Here is a 20,569-nt window from a genome sequence, read left to right on the forward strand (position 1 = left end):
CTAGATCTGGTTGCGACGGCTGAGGTGGTCTTCCCAATCAAGCGCGGTGCGTACGATGAAAGCAAGATCGTCGTACTGCGGCTGCCAGTTCAACTCCCGCATCGCAACGGCAGGGTTGGCAACGATCGACACGGCATCGCCTGGCCGCCTCCCGGCGATGCGCACGGGGAAATCCACGCCGGAAACCTCCTTCACCCGGTTCAACACTTCGAACACGGAGAAGCCGCGGCCGTAGCCGCAATTGGCGACGATCGACCCACCGCCTGCGCGCATGCGCTGAAGCGCCTTCAAATGGGCGTTCGCAAGATCGCTGACATGGATGTAGTCACGAATGCAGGTTCCGTCCGGTGTCGGATAGTCTGTACCGAAGACGTCCATACCCTGCCTTTTTCCAAGCACTGCCTCTGACGCGACCTTGATCAGGTGCGTCGCTCCCTTGGTCGACTGGCCGGTACGGCCGCGCGGATCAGCGCCGGCCACATTGAAGTAGCGCAGCGCGGTGTAGGCGAAATCGTGCGCAAGCGCGGTATCGCGCAGCATGATCTCCGTCATCAGCTTCGAGGAGCCATAGGGGGATTCCGGGCGCAGCGGTGCTGTCTCCTCGACCGGATCTGCCGTGTCTGGCGTGCCGTAGACCGCAGCCGTCGAGGAAAAGACGAAGTGCGGCACCTTCGCTTCGACCGCTGCGGCGATCAATGCACGCGACTTGACGGTGTTGTTTTCATAGTAGCTCAGTGGATCAGCCACTGATTCAGGTACGATGATCGAGCCGGCAAAGTGGATGATCGCGTCGATGCTGTTTTCCGAGAAGATCCGCTGGAGCAGTTCCCGGTCCGCGATATCGCCCTCGTAGAAACGGGCCTCCGGCGCGATCGCCCAGCGAAAGCCGGTGGAGAGCCGGTCAATCACGACAACCTCTTCACCGGCATCAGAAAGCGCCCACACCATGTGGGAGCCGATATAGCCCGCTCCGCCCGTTACCAGTACCGCCATCGGTTCTCTCCGAATCTCGTTTAAAAACGGGCGCATAAAAGCGCGATGGCGCTAAAGATGCAATGCAGCATTTTTAGAGCGCAGCAATGTAACGCGACAGGCGCTCCGCCGCCTCGGCCACCTGGCCGGAATCGCGCAGGAAGCAGGCACGCATGAAGAGCGAGCCGCCCTCGCCGAAGGCAGTCCCCGGTGCGAGGCCGACGCCGGTCTTGTCGACGATGTCGAGGGCGGCCTTGCGGACGTCGTCCACCCCGTCAATCTTCAGGAATGTGTAAATCGCGCCATCCGGCTTCAGCGTCGCCACGCGATTGGTGGCGATCAGCGCATCGCAAAGCAGGTCGCGCGAACGGGTTGCCTTCTCGATGTTGGAACGGACGAGATCGTCTCCATGGTCGAGCGCCGCGATCGCACCCTTCTGCATGAACTGAGCCACGCCAGAGGTCGAGTACTGCACGAGATTTTCGATCACCTGGCCCATTGCAGGTGGAGCCACGATCCAACCGACGCGCCAGCCGGTCATCGACCAGTTTTTCGAGAACGAGTTGACGAAGACGATCCGGTCGCCCTCTTCCATCACATCGAGGAACGAAGGTGCCCTGCCGCCTGCATAGTGGTAGAGCGCGTAGATCTCGTCGGCCATGATCCAGAGGCCACGTTTTCGCGCAATGGCCAGGATCGCGCGAAGATCGTCATGCGTTGCCGTCCAGCCGGTCGGGTTTGACGGCGAATTGATGAACATCGCCTTCGTGCGCGGCGTGATCCCCGCCTCAAGGCGCGCAATATCGAGTTGCCAGCGACCGCCGGTGAAATCGAGAGGAACCGCAAGCGGGCGAATGCCGGCGATCTCGGCGGCGGCTGCGAAGTTTGGCCAGGAGGGGCTCAGGTAGACCATCTCGTCGCCGGCGGATGCAAGAGCCTGCAGCGCGAGCTGGATTGCCTGCATACCAGAGCCGACTACGTAGAAATGCTCGGGCGAAAGCGAGCGACCGAAGTGGCGATCGTAGTAGCGCGAGAGCGCCTGGCGCAGTTCGGGAATTCCCCGTTGCCATGTATAGAAGGTCTCGCCGGCCCTCAGCGCCTCCATAGCGGCGTCGGAGATGAAGGACGGCGTAGAAAGGTCGCCCTCGCCGACCCAGAGCGGGATGAGTCCTTCCCGGCCCCGCGCGTAATTCACCAGTTCGACGATACCGCTTTCCGGCGCTTGCAGCGCCCGCGGGCTCAGGCTGTTGATAATATCCATCGTGTCTCCACTGCCGGCAGCCGCGGCTTTCGATGCCGGCAGTCCGTTCTGAACAACCTCTAGCGGGTTTCCCTTGCCCGATCACGCCAGATTATCTGACCGTCCGATCGATTTCGGTGATGAAAGCGATAGCCCCCACAAGCGCGGCAGGGGCTGCTGAAGGATCAGACCGAGGAGCGTGTCTTAAGGAGATCGCGGATTTCCGTCAGCAACTGCACGTCTTCCGGCGGCGGCGCCGCTGCTGCGGCCTCCTGCTTCTCCATGCTGGTGCGCACACGGTTCACACCCCTGATCATCAGGAAGATGATCCACGCGAGGATCAGGAAGTTGATCAGGACGGTGATGAAGTTGCCATAGGCGAAGACCGCACCCTGCTCACGCGCGGCCGCAAGGGTGCTGGCTGTGACATTCGAGGAGAGCGGCAGGAAGTAGTTGGAGAAGTCGAAGCCGCCGCCGGTCAGGGCTCCCACGATGGGCATGACCAGGTCGTTGACGACCGAATCGACAATCTTACTGAAGGCCGCGCCGATGATCACGCCGACGGCGAGATCCATCACGTTGCCGCGGGCGATGAACGCCTTGAATTCGTTGAGCATGCGCTTCTCCTATTGCTTTCCGTCAACCCAAACCTAGTGCAGTTTTGTGGCGCATGGAACCACTTTCACGCGCCACTCCCCATCCCGCAACCGCCCGGCCGCTCATCGGACTTAAGACTAAGCCGCATTCGATTTTCTTCGTTGTTTGAATGGCCTATGGTGACGGGAGTGGGGCATCGGCCCGTCGATCAGGAGAATGCATGCTGCCGGGCTGGACCATCTTCGCCGCGGCCTTCGCCTATCTGCTGCTGCTCTTCGCGGTAGCCACCTACGGCGACAGGAAGACGCGCCAACCGGACGCCGCCACGCGCGGTCGGCCACTGGTCTACGCGCTGAGCCTTGCCATCTATTGCACTTCCTGGACCTATTTCGGCGGCGTCGGGCTCGCCAGCGTCCAGGGGCTCGAGTTCCTCGGTATCTATATCGGCCCGATCCTGATGTTCACGCTCGGCCTGCCGCTCATCCGCCGGATCGTCGGACTAGCAAAGTCCGAGCGTCTGACCTCGATCGCCGATTTCGTCGGCGCACGCTACGGAAAGAGCCCCGGCGTGGCGGCGATCGTGGCACTCATTGCGCTCATCGGGGCCATCCCCTACATCGCACTCCAGCTGAAGGCCGTGTCGAGTTCGGTCAAGGTAGTGGTCGATTTCTACGACTACGGTTTTGCGGAATCCCACTCCATCATCGACCTGCCGCTGATCGTATCGCTGTTTCTTGCCTGCTTCGCCGCGATCTTCGGCACCCGGCACACTGATGCGACGGAACACCAGGACGGCCTGATCCTGGCGATCTCGATGGAATCGGTCGTCAAGCTTTTCGCCTTCGCCACCGTCGGCATCTATGTCGTCTACTTCATGTTTGACGGGCTGGGTGATCTCTGGCTGCGCGCCGCCGAAAACGAGCGCGTCATGTCGGCACTAACGTATGAAACGCCGACCGCGCGGTGGCTGCTGTTGATCATCCTGTCGGCCTTCGCGATCGTCATGCTGCCGCGGCAATTTCATGTGACCGTGGTGGAGAACCGCACCGCCGGGGAACTGCGAACGGCGCGCTACCTGTTTCCGCTCTATCTTCTGGCAATCAATCTCTTCGTGCTGCCGATTGCAATCGGCGGCGTGCTGACCTTCCAGGGGCTGGGCGACGCCGACCTCTACGTGCTGGCGCTGCCGTTGGCGCAGGGACAGCCTATCCTGACGCTCGTCTCCTTCATCGGAGGGTTCTCCGCCGCAACCGCAATGGTGATCGTGGAATGCGTAGCGCTCTCGATCATGGTGTCCAACGACATCGTCATCCCCGTCGTGCTCCGCCGTAACCTGATCGGAAGGGCCGAGCCACTGGAAGACCTGACGAAGACGCTGTTGCGTGTTCGGCGGCTGGCGATCTTCTTCGTGCTGCTGCTCGGCTATGCCTACTACCGGTTCTCGACCTCAAGCGCGGGCCTTGCTTCGATCGGCCTCCTGGCATTCGCTGCCGTTGCCCAAGTGGCGCCCGCCCTCTTCGGCGGCCTTATCTGGCGTCAGGCGAACGCCCGCGGTGCGATCGCCGGCATGATATCCGGCCTGGTGGTCTGGGCCTATCTGCTCTTCCTGCCGAGCCTCGGCCTGAGCGACAATTCCAACGTTGCTTCGGCAATACTCGGCTTTCTCCTGCCGGGGGTGACCGTCCTTTCCGGCGAACAGGCCGATCCGCTGGTCGCCGCATCCGTGCTGTCTCTATTGGTCAACATCGGTGCTTTCGTCATCGGCTCACTGTCGCGCAGCACGACCAATATCGAACGCCTGCAGGCCAACATCTTCATCCACTCCCGGCCGCAACTCGAGCGCGCCTTCCGTGGCAGCAAGACGAAGGTCACGGTCAGGGACCTGAAGAACACCGTTGCCACTTACCTGGGTGAGGAACGCACGGAGCGCTCCTTCCATACCTATGAACGACAGGCCGGCCGATGGCTCGAAGACAGCCACCCGGCCGATATCGCGCTCGTCCACTTCTCCGAACAGGTGCTCGGCAGCGCGATCGGCTCTTCTTCCGCGCGACTTGTCCTATCGCTAACCTTGCAGCGGATCGACGAAACCACGGCCGACACAAGCTGGTTGCTCGACCAGGCAAGCGAGGCCCTACAGTATAATCAGGGAATGCTGCAAACGGCGCTCGGCCAGATGAACCAGGGGATCGCGGTTTTCGACAGTTCGAACAACCTGACTGTGTGGAACCGTCGGTTTCGCGAACTGCTGGACCTGCCCGAACAGGTCGGCCAGGTCGGCTTTGCGCTTACGGATATGGCCGACATCCTCGTTGCCGAGGGCCATGTCGCCGCTGCTGAAAGGAGGGCCATCCTCGACGGCATCATGACCTTCGACCAGCCGCTTCAGCTGGTTCTCTCCGGCGGTCGCCGCATCGTCGAAGTCGTTTCCAACGCCATGCCGGACAAGGGTTTCGTCGCAACCTTCACCGACATCACTGAGCGCGTCGAAGCCGACCGCGCACTGAAACTTGCCAACGAAACGCTGGAACTTCGCGTCGACGAGCGCACAGCCGAACTCACCCGCGTCAACACCGAGCTGGCCGAGGCGCGCGCCTCCGCCGAAGAAGCAAATCTCGGCAAGACACGGTTTTTCGCTGCTGCCGGACATGACATTCTGCAGCCGCTCAATGCGGCGCGGCTCTATTCTACCTCTCTGGTGGAGAGACTCGGCGATTCGGAAAACCGGTCGCTGGTCCACAACATCGACTCTTCGTTGGATTCGGTCGAAGCCATCCTCGGCGCCGTGTTGGATATTTCCCGCCTCGATACTGGCGCAATGAAGCCGCAGTTGCAGGCCGTGCGCCTCGACGATCTCCTGAAGCGGATCGAAACCGATTTCGCGCCAATGGCGCGGACAAAAGACCTGTCGCTCAGGGTCGTGACGAGCTCGGTAGCGGTGCGGAGTGATCCGAATCTGCTACGTCGCCTGGTGCAGAACCTCGTCTCCAATGCGATCAAGTACACCAACGAAGGCAAGGTGCTCGTGGGCGTGCGTCGCCAGGGCGGATACGCGGTCATTCAGGTGCTCGACTCCGGTATCGGAATACCGTCATCGAAATTCAGAACCGTCTTCAAGGAATTCGCCCGGCTTGACGAAGGGGCCCGTACCGCGCCCGGGCTCGGCCTTGGCCTTTCGATCGTCGACCGGATCTCCCGCGTGCTGGGTCACCCCGTCGACCTGCAGTCGACATTGGGGAAGGGAACAAGCTTCAAGGTCCGAATTCCCATCGACGCCACGGCAGCCGGTCGGAAAGCTCCAACGGCCAGGGAGAGATTGCCTGCGGGTGAGCCGCTGCACGGTCTGAGGGTGCTGTGTGTCGACAACGAGCCGAAAATCCTCGACGGAATGCGCCTTCTGTTGACCGGCTGGGGCTGCGAGGTCGTCACAGCGGACTCGCTTGCAGCGATCGATGCGCTTCTGGCCGGCTCCTTCGGCACCCCCCACGCGATCATCGCCGATTACCATCTGGGCGACGGCACGGGCATTGTGGCGATTGCCCGCGTTCGCGAAGCACGCGGCTCCGATATCCCCGGCCTGCTCGTCACGGCCGATCGCTCTGCCGAAGTAAGAGCACTCGCGGAAAGCAGCGATATCATGGTCCAGAACAAGCCAGTCCGTCCCGCCTCGATGCGCGCTTGGCTGACGCGGCTCGCCAATCTGAACATGGCAGCAGAGTAGAGCCGCCAGCGCGAGGCCCCGGCCGCATGCATCTCATGGAGGATTTAGGGAGCGACCTCAGGCCGCTGCGGCCGCGGCACCGATCTTGCCGAGCTGGATCACCGCCTGTGTACGGCTGTCGACATTGAGCTTCAGGAGGATCGCTGAAACATGCGCCTTGATCGTCGCCTCTGAGACACCCAGTTCGTAGGCGATCTGCTTGTTCAGCAAGCCTTCAGCCAACATCGACAGCACACGCGACTGCTGCGGGGTCAGCGTACGTAATCGGTTTATCAGGTCGCCAACCTCGGCATCCTGTTCGGCGCCACGCTCATAGCCGTCAGGCGTGTAAATATTGCCTTCAAGGACGGCGGATATTCCTTTGCGTATTTCGTCGATCGACGCGGACTTGGAGATGAAACCCGAAGCGCCGAGATCGAGCGCGCGACGGATCGTCGTGGCGTCGTCACTCGCCGAAACGATCACGACCGGCAGGCTCGGATACTCGGCGCGCAGCATGATCAGTCCGGACAGCCCGCTCACTCCGGGCATCGACAGGTCAAGTAACATCAAGTCCGCATTGGGATTCCGTTCGACGGTCGCACGCGCCGCCTCGAAGTCGCCGGCTTCGACCACTGCAGGCTCTTCCGCCATTCCCAGTAGCGCCTGCTTCAGGGCGCCTCGGAACAACGGATGGTCGTCGGCAATGATGATCGTCATTCCTGTCGTCATGCGGGCTCCCTCCCAAGAGCACAGTCATGATCAGTCCCGCCGGCGCGGCGTCGCGATGAAATCGCGCACTCAAGTCTTCTCCGGCAACTGGTCTATCTGCGGGTCGGTCTTGTCCTTCCCGCCCTCCAGATTCTTCACGATATCCATGAAGCGCTGCATCATTCTTTCCATGACGCCCATGGTCCGGTCAATCTCCTCATCGGTGGGTAGACGCGGTTTGTCGACGGAAAGCGCAGATCGCTGCGCCTTTTCCAGCGCCTCGACGCGCTTCGTCAGCCGATCGAGTTCGTTTTCGAACGCAGCGCGTTCATCCGCCGCCATGCGGCAGGCAATCTGGCCGGTTCCTTCCTTGCAGAGCGACATTTCGCCAGTGACCGTATCGAGCCGCACGAAGCCGTCGGCCGTCCGCTCCATCTGGTAGCGTCCCTCTCCGTCGGCATATGCTGCCCCCGCCACAAGTAGGGGCAGCGAGAATGCCAGGCCCGCAATTGTCTTGCGCATGCGACTTCCTCCTGAAAAACAGCGCCAGAGACGGAATTGGCCGTGGACAATTCCGCAACGATGCTGCAAGCGCTACATCGAAACAATACGCCCGCCCATTCACCTAGAGAAGCGAACCATGTCCGACACGATTTATAAAATTGTTCCGGCAAGTCTGTGGCAGTCCGCAAGGGCAAGCGGGCGCTTCGAAGGGGCCGCGATTGACCTTGCCGACGGCTACATCCACTTCTCGACGGCTGCACAAGCAACCGAAACGGCGGCAAAGCATTTCGCCGGCCAGACAGACCTGCTGCTGATCGCAATCGACGGTGCGGCACTGGGGAAAGCTCTGGTCTACGAACCCTCGCGCGGCGGCCAACTCTTCCCCCATCTTTACGGCGCGCTGCCGTTTGATGCCGTGCTTTGGGAAAAAGCCCTGCCGCTTGGCGACGACGGCCAGCATGTGTTTCCGGAGATGAACTGACATGGCAATCGCCGATCTGGCCCGCAAAGGGCTGTTTCTGCTCGATCCGGAAGCTGCGCACGGCCTCTCGATCACCGCGCTGAAGAGTGGTCTGGTTCCAGCCTGCCGTCTCCGCCCCGATCCGCGGCTGCGTCAGACTCTCGCCGGCCTCGACTTCGCAAATCCGCTCGGCATGGCCGCCGGGTATGACAAGAACGCCGAAGTACCCGAAGCGCTGATCCGGCTCGGCTTCGGCTTCGCCGAAATCGGCACGGTCACGCCGAAGCCGCAATCCGGCAACCCGAAACCGCGCATCTTCCGACTGACCGCAGATGAAGCGGTCATCAACCGGCTCGGTTTCAACAACGAAGGCCACGCTGCTGCGCTGCAGCGGCTCGAGGCGTGCTCACGCCAGTCGTTGATCGGAGTGAACATCGGCGCCAACAAGGACAGTGAAGACCGGATCGCCGACTATGTCGCCGGCATCCGCACCTTCTACGACGTGGCCCGCTACTTCACCGCAAACATTTCGTCACCGAACACGCCCGGCTTGCGCGATCTGCAGGCGCGGGACAGCCTCGCGGCCCTTTTGTCGGCCGTGCTTTCCGCACGCGCCGAGCAGGCCATCCGCACCGGACGCCGCGTGCCGGTCTTCCTCAAGATCGCACCTGATCTGACCGAGGAAGGGCTCGACGATATCGCCGAGGTCGCGCTCGCCCATGACCTGGACGGCCTCATCGTGTCCAACACGACGCTGTCGCGCGATGGCCTCACCGACCGCACCCATGCAAACGAGGCTGGCGGGCTTTCCGGACGGCCGCTCTTCGAAAAATCCACGATCGCGCTTGCGAAGATGCGTGCGCGCGTCGGCCGGGCGCTGCCGATCATCGGAGTCGGCGGCGTCAGCTCGGCGGAGACAGCCGCAGAAAAGATCCGCGCCGGCGCCGATCTCGTTCAGCTCTATTCCTGCATGGTCTATGCGGGACCGGGACTGCCCGCCTCGATTGTCAGGGGCCTCGCGGACCTTTGCGACCGCGAGCGCCTCGCTTCGATCCGCGACATCCGCGACACCCGCAACGCCTATTGGGCCGGACGAAAGATCTGACGGGCGAGTTTCGGCACACGAGCCGCCAAAAACACTCCGCGAAACGCCAGGAACAGGTTCAGCGACAGCCAGAGCCCGTGATTGCCGAAAAGCGGCACGAAGATCACGAGCGCCGCCAGGTAGCCGAGAAACGCCATTAGCATCATGTTGCGCATGGTGCGCGACCAGGTCGCACCGATGTAGACGCCGTCCATCTGGAAGGCGAGCGCGCCGGTAATTGCCGTCAGCGCAGCCCAGGGCAGATAGGACGCGGCTTCCGCGCGCACGCTTTCGGTGGTCGTCAGCAGCGCGATGATATCCGTTCCGACGATGAGGAAAAGCAGCGCCGTCGCAGCGCCCATCCCGAACGACCAGACCATGGTGAGCCTGACCGCGCGGTCAAAGGCAGGCCGGTAGTCTGCGCCGATCGCACGGCCGACAATCTGCTCCGCCGCATTGGCCAGCCCGTCGAGGTAGTAGCCGGCGACCAGGAAGATGTTCATCAGCACGGCATTGGCGGCAAGCGCCAGCGGTCCGAACGAGGAACCGATGCGCGTCATCAGCGTGAAGGCGGCCAGCAACACGAACGTCCGGATCATGATATCCCGGTTGAGCGCGAACAGCGCCTTCATCCGCACAACCGCAAAGATCGACCCCTTTGGCGGGCGATCTGCGCGCTGGAAGCGATAGAGAACCAGCACAAGGCCAACCAGCATGCCAGTCGTCTCGCCGATCAGCGCGCCGATGGCGATGCCGGCCACGCCCCAGCCATAGCCGAGACCAAGCACGATCGAGAGTGTGATGTTCATCCCGTTGATGATCGCCTGCAGCAGCAGGCCGGTGGTCCCTTGCCCTCGCCCGAGCACGAAGCCAAGTATGGCGTAGTTGGCAAGCGCCATCGGCCCCGCCAGGATGCGGATCGCAAAGTAGGTGATGGTCGCCTCGGCCACGCCCGGCGGCGGCGCCATCAACATCAACCCGGCCTTCAGCAGCAAGGGCGAGGCAAGTGCAATCAGGAGCCCGCAACAGATCGCGATTGCGAGCGAACGCCAGAAGATTGCCTGCTCCTCGCTCCGGTCGCCGCGGCCGAAAGCTTGCGCGACCAGTCCGGTCGTTGAGGCGCGCAGGAAATTGAAGCTGCCGAGAATGAGGTCGAAGAGGACGGCACCGACCGCGAGACCTGCCAAGGCGTCCGCCGAACCGAGCCGTCCGGCGACCGCCGTGTCGGTCAAACCGAGCAAAGGTGTGGTGAGGAAGCCCAGCGTCATCGGAATGGCGATCGACAGCACCAGCCGGTGCGTCACCTCAAAGGGCCCCGCTCCCTCGTTTGCCCCAACCGATGCGTCCATGCCTCTTACCTGCCCTCTGTCGAGCCGCCGACGAACGCGTCAGAATCAGTTCAGCTCGACAGCACCATTGCCCAATAGGGGCGGCTTCCGGAAGCCGGATTCTTCGCTTCCGCCACACCGAGCCCGCGATAACCGGGGCCAAGCATGTTGGCGAGATGCTTTGGCGAGTCGACCCAGGCCTGGAAGGCGCGCGCCGCATCGCTTTGCCCCACGGCAATGTTCTCCGCCGCCGGCAGCGGCACTTCCATGCCCTTCATCCGCTTCGCGAAATTCGCACCCAGGCCGATGTTGTGCTCCATCTTGCCCGCCGAAGCCATGCGTTTTGCCTGGTCGACAGCAGCGTTCGCAGCGGCGGGGTGGCGCGACAAAGGTCCCAGCCCGCGAGCACCACGGAGCTTGTTGATCATCGCCAGTGTCGCATCGGTCTGGTCGCTGGCGCCCGAGGCCGTATCGATCTTGTCTGTCGTCGTGCAGCCGGCCACAGCGGCGGCAAGCGCGCCAAGGGTGGTTCCGAGCAAGGCCCTGCGGCCGATCGGCTTCATCGTCTGCGATGTCATGTCAGCGCCTGTAGCTCAGGACGCGGATAAGCAGGAACACCGGCACGACGATCACCGCGCCAAGCACGAGGTAGTCGCCGACCTGGCCGAGTGCTGCGAAGCCCTTTTCCCACAGGTGGATGACGAAGTCGCGCACGCCGCGCAAGATATCGTCCGGATAGAGGCCGAAGACCGACATCAGGAAGCCGAGTGCGACGGACAGGATCAGAAGTTTTACGGCCACCCGCAACGGCGTATCGCCGAGGAATCTGTTCACGCCATCCGACATGGTTTCTCGCTCCTGTTGCTCTCATGTGCCTCTTAAGCTGACGCGGAAAAGACCGCAAGGTGAGCTTTTTTGAGGCTTGCCGCCGAAAATCGTGACGAATCCGCTTGCGTTTTGCCGTTTCTTAGACAATTAGCGAGCCATCTCGCATCAAAACGCGCAACCATGACAACCGCCACGCAGCATTCCTCCGGCGATATCCTCGCCGATCGCCGCGCCGATTACGCCCACATGTTTGCGGGTGGTGGAGATTTTGCGAGCGCGATGGAGCTGATGGAGCAGGCCTTGGAGCTCGCCCCCCGTTGGGCAGCTGGCTGGTTTCGCCTTTCGGAGTATGCGGAAAAATCCGGACTGAAGGAGGCGGCTGCGGCTGGTCTCGCCAAAGTGCTGGATCTCGCCCCAACCGATCCATTCGGCGCGGGGCTGAAAATCGCGGTGCTAGGGGCGAGCGACGTTCCCAAGGCACCACCGAGCCGCTACGTCGAGCAACTCTTCGACGACTATGCGGAGCGCTTCGACACGGCGCTCGTCGAACGGCTCGAATACAGCGTTCCCGAAAAACTGGCCACGCTGATCTTCGAGCACATACGGTCGGCTCGCTTTTCAAGCGTCGCCGACCTCGGTTGCGGCACCGGCCTCTTCGGCACAAGAATCCGCGAACGGGCTGCCTTCCTCGAAGGCTTCGATCTCTCCGCCAACATGCTCGCCAAGGCGCGGGAGAAACAGGTTTATGATCGGCTTGCGCAGGCCGATCTATCGCTCTCGCCCGACGAGTGCGGCGTCTTCAGCGCTGACTTGCCACTCGGCAGAGCCGAACTCGTCAGTGCCGCCGACGTATTGATGTATCTCGGCGAGCTAACCGCCCCTTTTTCCATCGCCGCCAGACTGGTCGCACCCGGCGGTCATTTTGCCTTCTCCGCTGAGGACGCCGGCGCGGACGAGGGCTATGTGCTGCGCTCGTCGCTGCGCTACGCCCATGGCGAAGCCTATGTCCGCGACCGTGCGGCGGCGGCGGGCTTTGATGTCCTCGTCAGCCAGGGCACCGTCATTCGCAAGGATGCCGGCGCACCGGTTCACGGTCGACTGTTCCTGGCAAGACGATGCACCTAACCGCGACCGCGGGTGCTCCGGCGCGATGCCCAATCCGAACAAATCCAAATCAGAGGATATGCAAATGAGCGGCGACAAGCGGCGCTTCGGCTTCTGGAATCCTGCGCCCGCGCGCCACTCGCCGCTGGAGGATGCGCAAGGCATCTTCACCGGCAGTATGATCGCCGCTCTCGGGCTTAGCCTGATCGGTAGCGCCGGACTTGTCGCGAGCGGTGTAGCAGGTGTCGCGTTTATCCTGCACTACCTGACCGGATACAGCTTTGGCCTCTACTACACCGTGCTGAACATGCCGTTCTACGCACTATCACTGAGCCGCCTGGGCAGGGCGTTCACGATCAAATCCTTCCTCGCTGTCGGCCTGACCTCGCTGATCACCGAAATCCAGCCGCGCTTCTTGAAGATCGAAACGCTGGATCCCGTCTGGGCAGCGCTGCTTGCCGGAGTTCTGCTCGGTTATGGCCTGCTCGCCCTCTACCGCCACCGTGCAAGCCTGGGTGGCATGGGCATCCTCGCCGTCTATCTGCAGGATCGCTTCGGCTGGCGAGCCGGACTGGTCCAGCTCGCCTTCGACCTCGTGGTGCTGGCAGCGGCCTTTGCGGTGGCGGCCCCCTTCATCGTTCTCTGCTCTGTGATCGGCGCCGTGGTGCTGAACCTGTTTCTGACTATCAACCACCGCTCCGACCGATACATCGCCATGTGATGATACGAAAGTGTGGTGGGGCACCGTCTTGCGCTCACCGTCGTTGGTTTTAGAAAGACAGGCAGGGGATCGAGGGGAACCGATCAAAATGTCCGTGAAGACTGCTTTTCCAAACTGGCTGAATTCCAGCGCGGACCGCCATTCGCTCTTCGACGACGTGCAGGGCATCTTTGCCGGCAGCATGCTGGCCGTCCTCGGTGTGACGTTGCTTTCCGGCGCGGGGCTCTTGACCGGAGGTACGGCCGGGCTGGCTTTCCTGATGCATTATGCGACCGGCTGGGGTTTCGGTCTCTGCTTTTTTGCCGTGAACCTGCCCTTCTACTACCTGGCGTTCAAGCGCCTTGGGCTAGCGTTCACACTCAAGACCTTCGCCGCGATTGCACTCACTTCTGCGCTTTCGGACTTCGCTGCTCGCGCAATCGACCTTTCGCACATCGATCCGATTGCCGGCGCGCTCTTTGGCGGCCTCGTCATCGCAAACGGCATGCTTGCCCTCTTTCGTCATCGCGCAAGCCTCGGCGGGATCGGCATCCTCGCCCTCTACCTTCAGGATCGTTTCGGTTGGCGCGCCGGGTTCGTGCAACTCGGCTTCGATGGCGTGATCCTCGCGCTCTCCTTCTTCGTGGCCAGTCCCTTCATCATCGCCTGTTCGGTGCTCGGCGCCGTCGTCTTGAACCTGACGCTCGCAATCAACCATCGCAAGGACCGCTACATTGCCATGTAGAACGGGTCAGTGCTCTTCTCTTTCGTGAGCGTTCGACTACTTTCGGATCGTGGACCAGATCGATTCCGACGCCGTCACTTACCTGCCTGATCCCTTCACCCGCTGGTTCGCGGCAAGGGGGTGGGCGCCGCGTGCGCATCAATTGGAACTGCTTGAGCGCGCACGCACCGGCGAAAACCTGCTCCTGATCGCACCAACCGGTGCCGGAAAGACGCTCGCCGGCTTCCTCCCCTCGCTCACCGACCTTTTCGCACGCGGCAGGAAACCGCCTGGCTCCCGCTTCACCGGCGTCCACACGCTCTACATCTCGCCGCTGAAGGCGCTGGCCGTCGACATCGAGCGCAACCTGACCAAGCCGGTCGAGGAGATGGGCCTGCCGGTGACCATCGAGACGCGCACCGGCGACACGCCGCAATCCAAACGCCTCCGCCAGCGCCTAAACCCGCCGGACATCCTGCTGACGACGCCCGAGCAGCTGGCGCTGCTGATCGCCAATGCAGAGGCACCGCGCTTTTTCAAGGACCTGAAATTCGTCGTCTTCGACGAACTGCATTCGCTCGTCACCTCCAAACGCGGCCACCTGCTCTCGCTCGGCCTCGCTCGGCTGCGCAAGCTGGCGCCGGGGCTCCAGACCATCGGCCTTTCCGCCACCGTTGCCGAGCCGATGGACCTGCGTCGATGGCTGGTCGGACAGGCGCTCGACGAGAACAACCACGCGGGCCTGGTGCTGGGGCCCTCCGGCGCCAGGCCGATCATCACCATTCTGAAAAGCGAGCAGCACATTCCCTGGTCCGGCCATTCGGCGCGCTATGCCATGCCCGAGGTCTATCAGGCGCTCCGCGAGCACCGCACCGCCCTTCTCTTCGTCAACACCCGCAGCCAGGCCGAGATGTTGTTCCAGGAGCTCTGGCGTCTCAACGAGGAGACGCTGCCGATCGCGCTGCACCATGGCTCGCTCGACGTCGCCCAGCGCCGCAAGGTCGAGACCGCGATGGCTGAGAACCGCCTGCGAGCCGTCGTGGCTACCTCAACGCTCGACCTTGGCATCGACTGGGGCGATGTCGACCTCGTCATCCATGTTGGGGCGCCAAAGGGCGCCTCGCGCCTTGCCCAGCGTATCGGCCGCGCCAATCACCGCATGGACGAACCGAGCCGGGCGATCCTGGTGCCTGCCAACCGTTTCGAGGTGATGGAGTGCCAGGCGGCATTAGACGCCAACTATATCGGCGCGCAGGACACCCCGCCGATGACTGCCGGCGCGCTCGACGTGCTTGCCCAGCACGTGCTCGGCACGGCCTGCGCCGCTCCCTTCGACGAGGACATGCTGTTTGCCGAGATCACCTCGGCCGCCCCCTATGCCGCCATGCCGCGCCAGACCTTTTCCCGCGTCGTCGAGTTCGTCGCGACGGGGGGCTATGCACTGAAGACTTACGAACGGTACGCCAAGATCCGAAAGACGAAGGAGGGGCTCTGGCGCGTTTCCAACCTTCAGGTTGCCCAACAATACCGCCTGAACCTCGGCACCATCGTCGAAATGCCGATGCTGAACCTCAGGCTGGTCAAACGCAACGCGCGCGGTTCGCTCGGCCGGGGCGGCGCGGCGCTCGGCAAGGTGGAAGAGTATTTCCTCGAAACCATGGCGCCGGGGGATACCTTCCTCTTCGCCGGCAAGGTGCTGCGTTTCGAGGGCATCCGCGAAAACGAGTGCCTCGTCAGTCAGGCCTTCTCTCAGGACCCGAAGGTGCCGGTCTATGCCGGCGGCAAGTTCCCGCTCTCGACCTATCTTGCCGAGCAAGTGCGCATCATGATCGCCGATCCCGAGCGCTGGCGCGCCCTGCCCGGCCAGGTCCGCGACTGGCTGTCGATCCAGCGCGACGTCTCGATGCTGCCGAAGCGCGACGAGCTTCTGATCGAGACCTTTCCGCGCGGCAGTCGGCACTACATGGTCATCTACGCCTTCGAGGGCCGGCTTGCGCATCAGACGCTCGGTATGCTGCTGACGCGGCGGCTCGAACGGGCCGGCCTGAAGCCGCTCGGCTTTGTCGCCACGGATTACTCCCTGGCAATCTGGGCGCTGGACGATCTGGCCAGCGCCTTTCGTGCACGCTGTCCCTCCCTCGCCGACCTCTTCGATGAGGACATGCTTGGCGACGATCTTGAAGCTTGGCTCGACGAAAGCTGGATGCTGAAGCGCACCTTCCGCAATTGCGCCGTGATTGCCGGCCTTATCGACCAGCGTCACCCGGGCAAGGAGAAGACCGGGCGGCAAGTAACGGTTTCGGCCGACCTCATCTACGACGTGCTGCGCAGCCATGAGCCGGACCATATCCTGCTTGAAGCGACGCGGCACGATGCGGCTTCGGGTCTTTTGGACATCGAGCGCCTCGGGTCTATGCTTGCCCGAATCAAGGGGCACATTACCCATCGCTCCCTCGACCGCATCTCGCCACTTGCCATCCCGGTGATGCTGGAGATCGGCAAGGAGCCGGTCAGCGGCGAGGCACATGACACTGTGCTGGCCGAGGCGGCGGAAGACTTGATCGCCGAAGCCATAGGCGAAATGGCGTGCCGGATGCGACGGTAGGGGCCTGGCCGGACGCGACCGGCCAATGAACGACGGAATGAGAGTGGAGCGCCGATGAACAGGTTGGCCCTGGCAGCCGCCGAAATACGGGATTTTGGATCGCTTTCGGCGCGAACAGTCGTGGCAGATGTCGAGGCCGTCTGCGATCCGTTCGGCGCGCTCTATTTGCCGGAGACGCGGCTGCTCGTCATCTCCGATTTGCACCTGGAAAAGGGGGCCGCATTTGCCCGTCGCGGCATGCTGCTCCCCCCCTACGACACGCTCGCAACCCTGAAAATCCTGGAGGCGGTTATCGCCCGCCACGACCCGGCAATCGTCGTCAGCCTCGGCGACAATTTTCACGATCGCGTCGGCTCAGCCCATCTGCCGGAAATGTTCCGACACAGGATCGAGGCGATGGCGCGCGGACGCGACTGGATCTGGATCAACGGCAACCATGACCCGGACGGCACGACCGACCTGCCGGGCCAGTCTGCCGACGAGCTGCACTATGCCGGCCTCATCTTTCGCCACGAGCCGTCGCTAGCTGACGGCACCGGCGAGATCGCCGGTCATCTGCATCCGTCCGCGACCGTTCGCCGTCGCGACAAGTCGGTGCGGCGACCCTGCTTTGCTACCGATGGACGGCGGATGCTGATGCCGGCCTTCGGCGTCACCACCGGCGGGCTCGACCTGCGCCACCGCGCGATGGCCGGGCTGTTCGAGCGCGAGACCCTCGTCGCCCACCTTCTCGGCCGCGATCGGGTCTATTCCGTACGCTTTGCCAATCTTCTGGCCTGAGGCCGTATTCAGGGGCCGTCAGGCCGCAGCCTTTGGCGCATAACGCAGGATCACTGTCCCCGTCTTCAGCGGCCGCGCCTCGATCAGGCCGAACCGCTGCTGCACATCATTGCCGTTGAAGAAGTGATTGCCCTTGCCGAGCAGCGTTGGCACGAGACCGATCCACAATTCGTCCACGAGCCCGGCATTCAACAGGGTGGCGGTAAGTTTGGCGCTGCCAAACACGAAGATGTCCTTGCCGGGCTCCTGCTTCAGCCGCGACAGTTCTCCGACAATGTCGTCGGCCATACGTGTGTTGGTCCAGTCTGACTCTGTCAGAGTACGCGAGGCGACGAGTTTCGGCAGCGCATTCATGTAGGCTTTCGTCTCCAGATCCTCCTCCGTCGTCGTCCAGAAGGATTTCATGCCTTCATAGGTCACGCGACCGAAGACCAGCAGACTCGCTCGAGAGCCGAATTCATTGCTCATCGCGGCAAGTTCGTCGCCCCAGGCATGACCGTGGAAGGAGAGATCCCATTTGTTTTCGCCCTCGAAGTATCCATCAAGGGTGACCAGGTTCCAGGCGATCAGCTTGCTCATCTCAGTGTCCTTTTGCGCTCTTAACCAATTGCATATTGAAAGCAGTTGAAGGCTACGCATACCGGTGGCAAAATGCAATCAGAATCGCGGAGACTGCAATGAAGGACGAACATCGATCGGGCTGCCCGATCAATCTGACGCTCGAGATCCTCGGGGACCGCTGGAGCCTGATCGTGATCCGCGACATGATGTTCGGCAATCGCCGCCATTTCCGCGAACTCCTGACGCAGTCCGAGGAGGGCATCGCCTCCAACATCCTTGCCGACCGACTGAAGCGCTTGGTGGACAAGGGGCTGATCACCAAGGTCGATGATCCGAGCCACAAGCAGAAGTCGATCTACAGCCTGACCGATAGGGCAATCGGCCTCGTGCCGCTCTTTGCCCATATGGGCGCTTGGGGTCGCCGACACCTGCCTGTGAGCGAAGAATTGAGCATCCGTGCCGAGCTTCTCGAAGACGGCGGACCGGCCATGTGGAGTGACTTCATGGACGAACTGCGTGCCATCCACCTCGGCGCCATACCGCCGAAACGTTCCGTCTTTGCGGAATTGCAGAGCGCCTATGAGGCCGTCCTTACCAAGAAGGCCGCGATGTTCTCGGGTTGACCATCAATCCTTGCGGAAGACCACGCTCGCGATCCAGCCGGTCAGGACGGCAAGGACGACGGCGAGGACACCGTAGGAGATCGGGCGGTTAAAGGCGGCATTCGAGATCATCTGCTCCAGGCCGGTCTTAACGACCCGCAGCGGCAGCGCCTTCTCGCTGATGAAGACACCATCGCGGAACAACTGGGCACGCACGACGTGGGTTCCGTTCGGCACGTTGGCCGGCAGCTTCACGGTCGCCTTGAACAGGCTGGCGCTGATGAACTGTACCCCGCCCGGGTCGCGCTGGAAGTAACCGCCGGTTTCCTTCAGTTGGAGGAAGGCCTCGCGGAACGCTGCGACGCTGCTGCCGTCGCCAATGAAGCCGATCGGGTCCAGCCGGATATGTTGCAGCCCGACGCCGATGCTGTTGAGAACCTGGTCGGACGCGATTTGGTCGACATCGCGTGTGCTCGACAGGGAGTAGGATTCCGGCGCGAGCTCGAAGGTCATCGAATGACGGTTTACCCAGACGCCGAGCACCCGCTCCTTGCGGCGGACCGTCATGTTGTCCTTGGGCCCTTCCAGCGCAACGACGATATCGTACTTGCTCTGTGCCAGCAGATTCGGATCATAGCCCTCGATGGCGCCGAAGATGGTGAGGTCCGCCCCACGAAAATCGGAGGAGATGGCGATCTCATCGGTGGAGATGCCAATTTCCAGCTTCTCGGTGTTTTCGGACTGCTTCTCCTGCGCATGAACCGGCCCGGCAAACGCCAGAACGACCGCGGCAAGAAGGGTGTACGCCAGGCCTCTCATCGGCGCCCCCCTTCACTGACGACGGAATAGATGTTCTCGGGCGCCAGAACGAGATCGACCGCGAGGCGCATGCCGACCGCGAGCACGAGAAGGGCAAGCAGTGCACGCAATTGCTCGCCACGCAAACGCTGACCGACGCGCACGCCGTACTGGGCGCCGACGACGCCTGCCACCATCAGGATGAAGGCAAGCACGATATCGACCGAGTTGTTCGTGGTCGCCTGCATGATCGTGGTGTAGGCGGTCACGAAGATGATCTGGAACAGCGATGTCCCGACGACCACGTTGGTCGGGATGCGCAAAAGGTAGATCATCGCCGGCACCATGATGAAGCCGCCGCCGACGCCCATGATCGAGGTCAGCACGCCGATCGAGAAACCGAGCACGACGAGGGGAATGATGCTCAGGTAGATCTTGGACTTCTTGAACCGCATTTTCAGCGGCAGGCCGTGAACCCAGTTGTGGTGACCCGGCTTGCGCAGCGTCACCGGTTGGTCCTTGGCGGCACGACGCAAGGCTCTAATGCTTTCAACTAGCATCAAGGCGCCCACTGTGCCGAGCAGCGCCACGTAGAGCAGCGAAATGACGAGATCGAGTTGACCGAGGCGCCTCAGCAGGGCGAACAGCCACACGCCCGCGGTCGCGCCGCAAAGGCCGCCCACCAGGAGCACCGTGCCAAGCTTCATGTCGAGCGTGCCGCGGCGGAAATGGGTAATGGCGCCGGAAATCGACGAGGCAACGACCTGGTTTGCACCCGTTGCGACGGCCACGACCGGTGGAATGTTGTAGAAGATCAGGAGCGGGGTGATCAGGAAGCCGCCGCCGACGCCGAACATGCCGGAAAGAAAGCCAACCGCCGCGCCCATGCCGAGAATGATGAAGATATTCACCGAGAGTTCGGCGATGGGCAGATAAACCGTCACAGCATTACCCCGATGGGCCGACAGCCCGCACTCCTCGGCGCCCCCTGACGCCGCCCCTCACCAAGTCTGGCCCGGATGCTGCGAGATCTGCGGCAGAAAGCCCGGCCTGACATACAGAATTACTTCGGGCGCGCATGATGCCAGCCCGTTCGCTATTCCATCCACTCACGATGTCGGCAAACGCCCATGCTCGGATGGACGCCGCTTCCGTATCATTCTGAAGCGGCTTGTGGTTTTTTCATGATCCGTCATGCCCGCGCAGGGGTAACCCGTCAACTGCTCAACGGCCGAGGGGCAGGCTTTATGCGCCACGGCGCTTCAGCAGAG

20 protein-coding genes are annotated in these 20,569 nt (G+C 62.4%); 9 read left to right on the forward strand and 11 right to left on the reverse strand.

The window, feature by feature from the left end:
* The 3 genes from galE to mscL form a co-directional block, all read right to left on the reverse strand.
* Window positions 1–993, reverse strand: coding sequence for a UDP-glucose 4-epimerase GalE (gene galE, locus IB238_RS15035; RefSeq protein WP_192248319.1), 993 nt, complete (start codon window positions 991–993; stop codon window positions 1–3).
* 73 nt (window positions 994–1,066) lie between these two features.
* Window positions 1,067–2,233 (reverse strand): pyridoxal phosphate-dependent aminotransferase, encoded by a 1,167-nt coding sequence (locus IB238_RS15040; RefSeq protein WP_192248321.1) that lies wholly within the window; start codon window positions 2,231–2,233, stop codon window positions 1,067–1,069.
* A gap of 164 nt (window positions 2,234–2,397) precedes the next feature.
* The gene (mscL, locus tag IB238_RS15045) at window positions 2,398–2,829 is read right to left on the reverse strand and encodes a large conductance mechanosensitive channel protein MscL (RefSeq protein ID WP_192248323.1); all 432 of its coding nucleotides are present in this window, start codon (window positions 2,827–2,829) and stop codon (window positions 2,398–2,400) included.
* Between the two features lie 200 nt (window positions 2,830–3,029).
* On the opposite strand from mscL, the gene IB238_RS15050 reads away from it, so the two are divergent.
* Complete coding sequence (locus tag IB238_RS15050; protein ID WP_192248325.1) at window positions 3,030–6,530, forward strand: PAS domain-containing hybrid sensor histidine kinase/response regulator; 3,501 nt, start codon at window positions 3,030–3,032, stop codon at window positions 6,528–6,530.
* Window positions 6,531–6,587: 57 nt separating this feature from the next.
* Here IB238_RS15050 and IB238_RS15055 read toward each other — a convergent pair whose 3' ends face one another.
* Together IB238_RS15055 and IB238_RS15060 are read right to left on the reverse strand one after the other, a co-directional pair.
* The gene (locus tag IB238_RS15055; RefSeq protein WP_192248328.1) at window positions 6,588–7,241 is read right to left on the reverse strand and encodes a response regulator transcription factor; all 654 of its coding nucleotides are present in this window, start codon (window positions 7,239–7,241) and stop codon (window positions 6,588–6,590) included.
* Between the two features lie 69 nt (window positions 7,242–7,310).
* On the reverse strand, window positions 7,311–7,742 hold the full coding sequence (locus IB238_RS15060) for a hypothetical protein (RefSeq protein WP_192248330.1): 432 nt from the start codon (window positions 7,740–7,742) through the stop codon (window positions 7,311–7,313).
* Window positions 7,743–7,860: 118 nt separating this feature from the next.
* On the opposite strand from IB238_RS15060, the gene IB238_RS15065 reads away from it, so the two are divergent.
* Together IB238_RS15065 and IB238_RS15070 are read left to right on the forward strand one after the other, a co-directional pair.
* The gene (locus tag IB238_RS15065) at window positions 7,861–8,205 is read left to right on the forward strand and encodes a DUF952 domain-containing protein (RefSeq protein ID WP_192248332.1); all 345 of its coding nucleotides are present in this window, start codon (window positions 7,861–7,863) and stop codon (window positions 8,203–8,205) included.
* Between the two features lies 1 nt (window position 8,206).
* A complete protein-coding gene (locus IB238_RS15070; protein WP_192248334.1) occupies window positions 8,207–9,289 on the forward strand; it encodes a quinone-dependent dihydroorotate dehydrogenase in 1,083 nt (360 codons plus the stop codon).
* Here IB238_RS15070 and IB238_RS15075 read toward each other — a convergent pair.
* The 3 genes from IB238_RS15075 to IB238_RS15085 are packed head-to-tail and all read right to left on the reverse strand — an operon-like array spanning window position 9,265 to window position 11,442.
* The gene (locus IB238_RS15075) at window positions 9,265–10,617 is read right to left on the reverse strand and encodes an MATE family efflux transporter (protein WP_192248336.1); all 1,353 of its coding nucleotides are present in this window, start codon (window positions 10,615–10,617) and stop codon (window positions 9,265–9,267) included. The genes IB238_RS15070 and IB238_RS15075 overlap by 25 nt on opposite strands.
* Window positions 10,618–10,667: 50 nt before the next feature.
* Window positions 10,668–11,159 (reverse strand): CAP domain-containing protein, encoded by a 492-nt coding sequence (locus IB238_RS15080; protein ID WP_246723700.1) that lies wholly within the window; start codon window positions 11,157–11,159, stop codon window positions 10,668–10,670.
* Between the two features lie 16 nt (window positions 11,160–11,175).
* Window positions 11,176–11,442, reverse strand: a complete 267-nt coding sequence (locus IB238_RS15085) for a DUF6460 domain-containing protein (protein WP_192248340.1) — start codon at window positions 11,440–11,442, stop codon at window positions 11,176–11,178.
* A gap of 162 nt (window positions 11,443–11,604) precedes the next feature.
* Here IB238_RS15085 and IB238_RS15090 point away from each other — a divergent pair, with 162 nt between their 5' ends.
* The 5 genes from IB238_RS15090 to pdeM all read left to right on the forward strand — a co-directional run bounded on the left by IB238_RS15090 (window position 11,605) and on the right by pdeM (window position 17,337).
* A complete protein-coding gene (locus IB238_RS15090; protein ID WP_192248343.1) occupies window positions 11,605–12,549 on the forward strand; it encodes a methyltransferase domain-containing protein in 945 nt (314 codons plus the stop codon).
* 64 nt (window positions 12,550–12,613) lie between these two features.
* Entirely contained in the window at window positions 12,614–13,249 is a 636-nt protein-coding gene (locus IB238_RS15095; protein ID WP_192248345.1) for a YitT family protein, read from the forward strand.
* Between the two features lie 88 nt (window positions 13,250–13,337).
* On the forward strand, window positions 13,338–13,973 hold the full coding sequence (locus IB238_RS15100) for a YitT family protein (RefSeq protein ID WP_192248348.1): 636 nt from the start codon (window positions 13,338–13,340) through the stop codon (window positions 13,971–13,973).
* A gap of 49 nt (window positions 13,974–14,022) precedes the next feature.
* Window positions 14,023–16,557 carry a ligase-associated DNA damage response DEXH box helicase gene (locus IB238_RS15105; protein WP_192248351.1) on the forward strand — a complete coding sequence of 845 codons (2,535 nt, stop codon included), beginning with the start codon at window positions 14,023–14,025 and terminating at the stop codon, window positions 16,555–16,557.
* A 54-nt stretch (window positions 16,558–16,611) separates the two neighbouring features.
* Window positions 16,612–17,337, forward strand: a complete 726-nt coding sequence (gene pdeM / locus IB238_RS15110) for a ligase-associated DNA damage response endonuclease PdeM (RefSeq protein WP_192248354.1) — start codon at window positions 16,612–16,614, stop codon at window positions 17,335–17,337.
* A gap of 18 nt (window positions 17,338–17,355) precedes the next feature.
* On the opposite strand, the gene IB238_RS15115 is transcribed toward pdeM, so the two are convergent.
* Window positions 17,356–17,916, reverse strand: coding sequence for a dihydrofolate reductase family protein (locus IB238_RS15115; protein WP_192248357.1), 561 nt, complete (start codon window positions 17,914–17,916; stop codon window positions 17,356–17,358).
* A gap of 98 nt (window positions 17,917–18,014) precedes the next feature.
* On the opposite strand from IB238_RS15115, the gene IB238_RS15120 reads away from it, so the two are divergent.
* Window positions 18,015–18,521: a helix-turn-helix domain-containing protein gene (locus IB238_RS15120; protein ID WP_192248360.1), complete on the forward strand. Its 507-nt coding sequence runs from the start codon at window positions 18,015–18,017 to the stop codon at window positions 18,519–18,521.
* A gap of 3 nt (window positions 18,522–18,524) precedes the next feature.
* On the opposite strand, the gene IB238_RS15125 is transcribed toward IB238_RS15120, so the two are convergent.
* Together IB238_RS15125 and IB238_RS15130 are read right to left on the reverse strand one after the other, a co-directional pair.
* Window positions 18,525–19,319, reverse strand: a complete 795-nt coding sequence (locus IB238_RS15125) for a TIGR02186 family protein (RefSeq protein WP_192248364.1) — start codon at window positions 19,317–19,319, stop codon at window positions 18,525–18,527.
* Window positions 19,316–20,242 carry a sulfite exporter TauE/SafE family protein gene (locus IB238_RS15130; protein WP_192248367.1) on the reverse strand — a complete coding sequence of 309 codons (927 nt, stop codon included), beginning with the start codon at window positions 20,240–20,242 and terminating at the stop codon, window positions 19,316–19,318. Before IB238_RS15130 ends, IB238_RS15125 begins: the two co-directional genes overlap by 4 nt.
* Window positions 20,243–20,569 lie beyond the last annotated feature (327 nt).

Source organism: Rhizobium sp. ARZ01 (assembly GCF_014851675.1).
GTDB lineage: Bacteria > Pseudomonadota > Alphaproteobacteria > Rhizobiales > Rhizobiaceae > Mycoplana.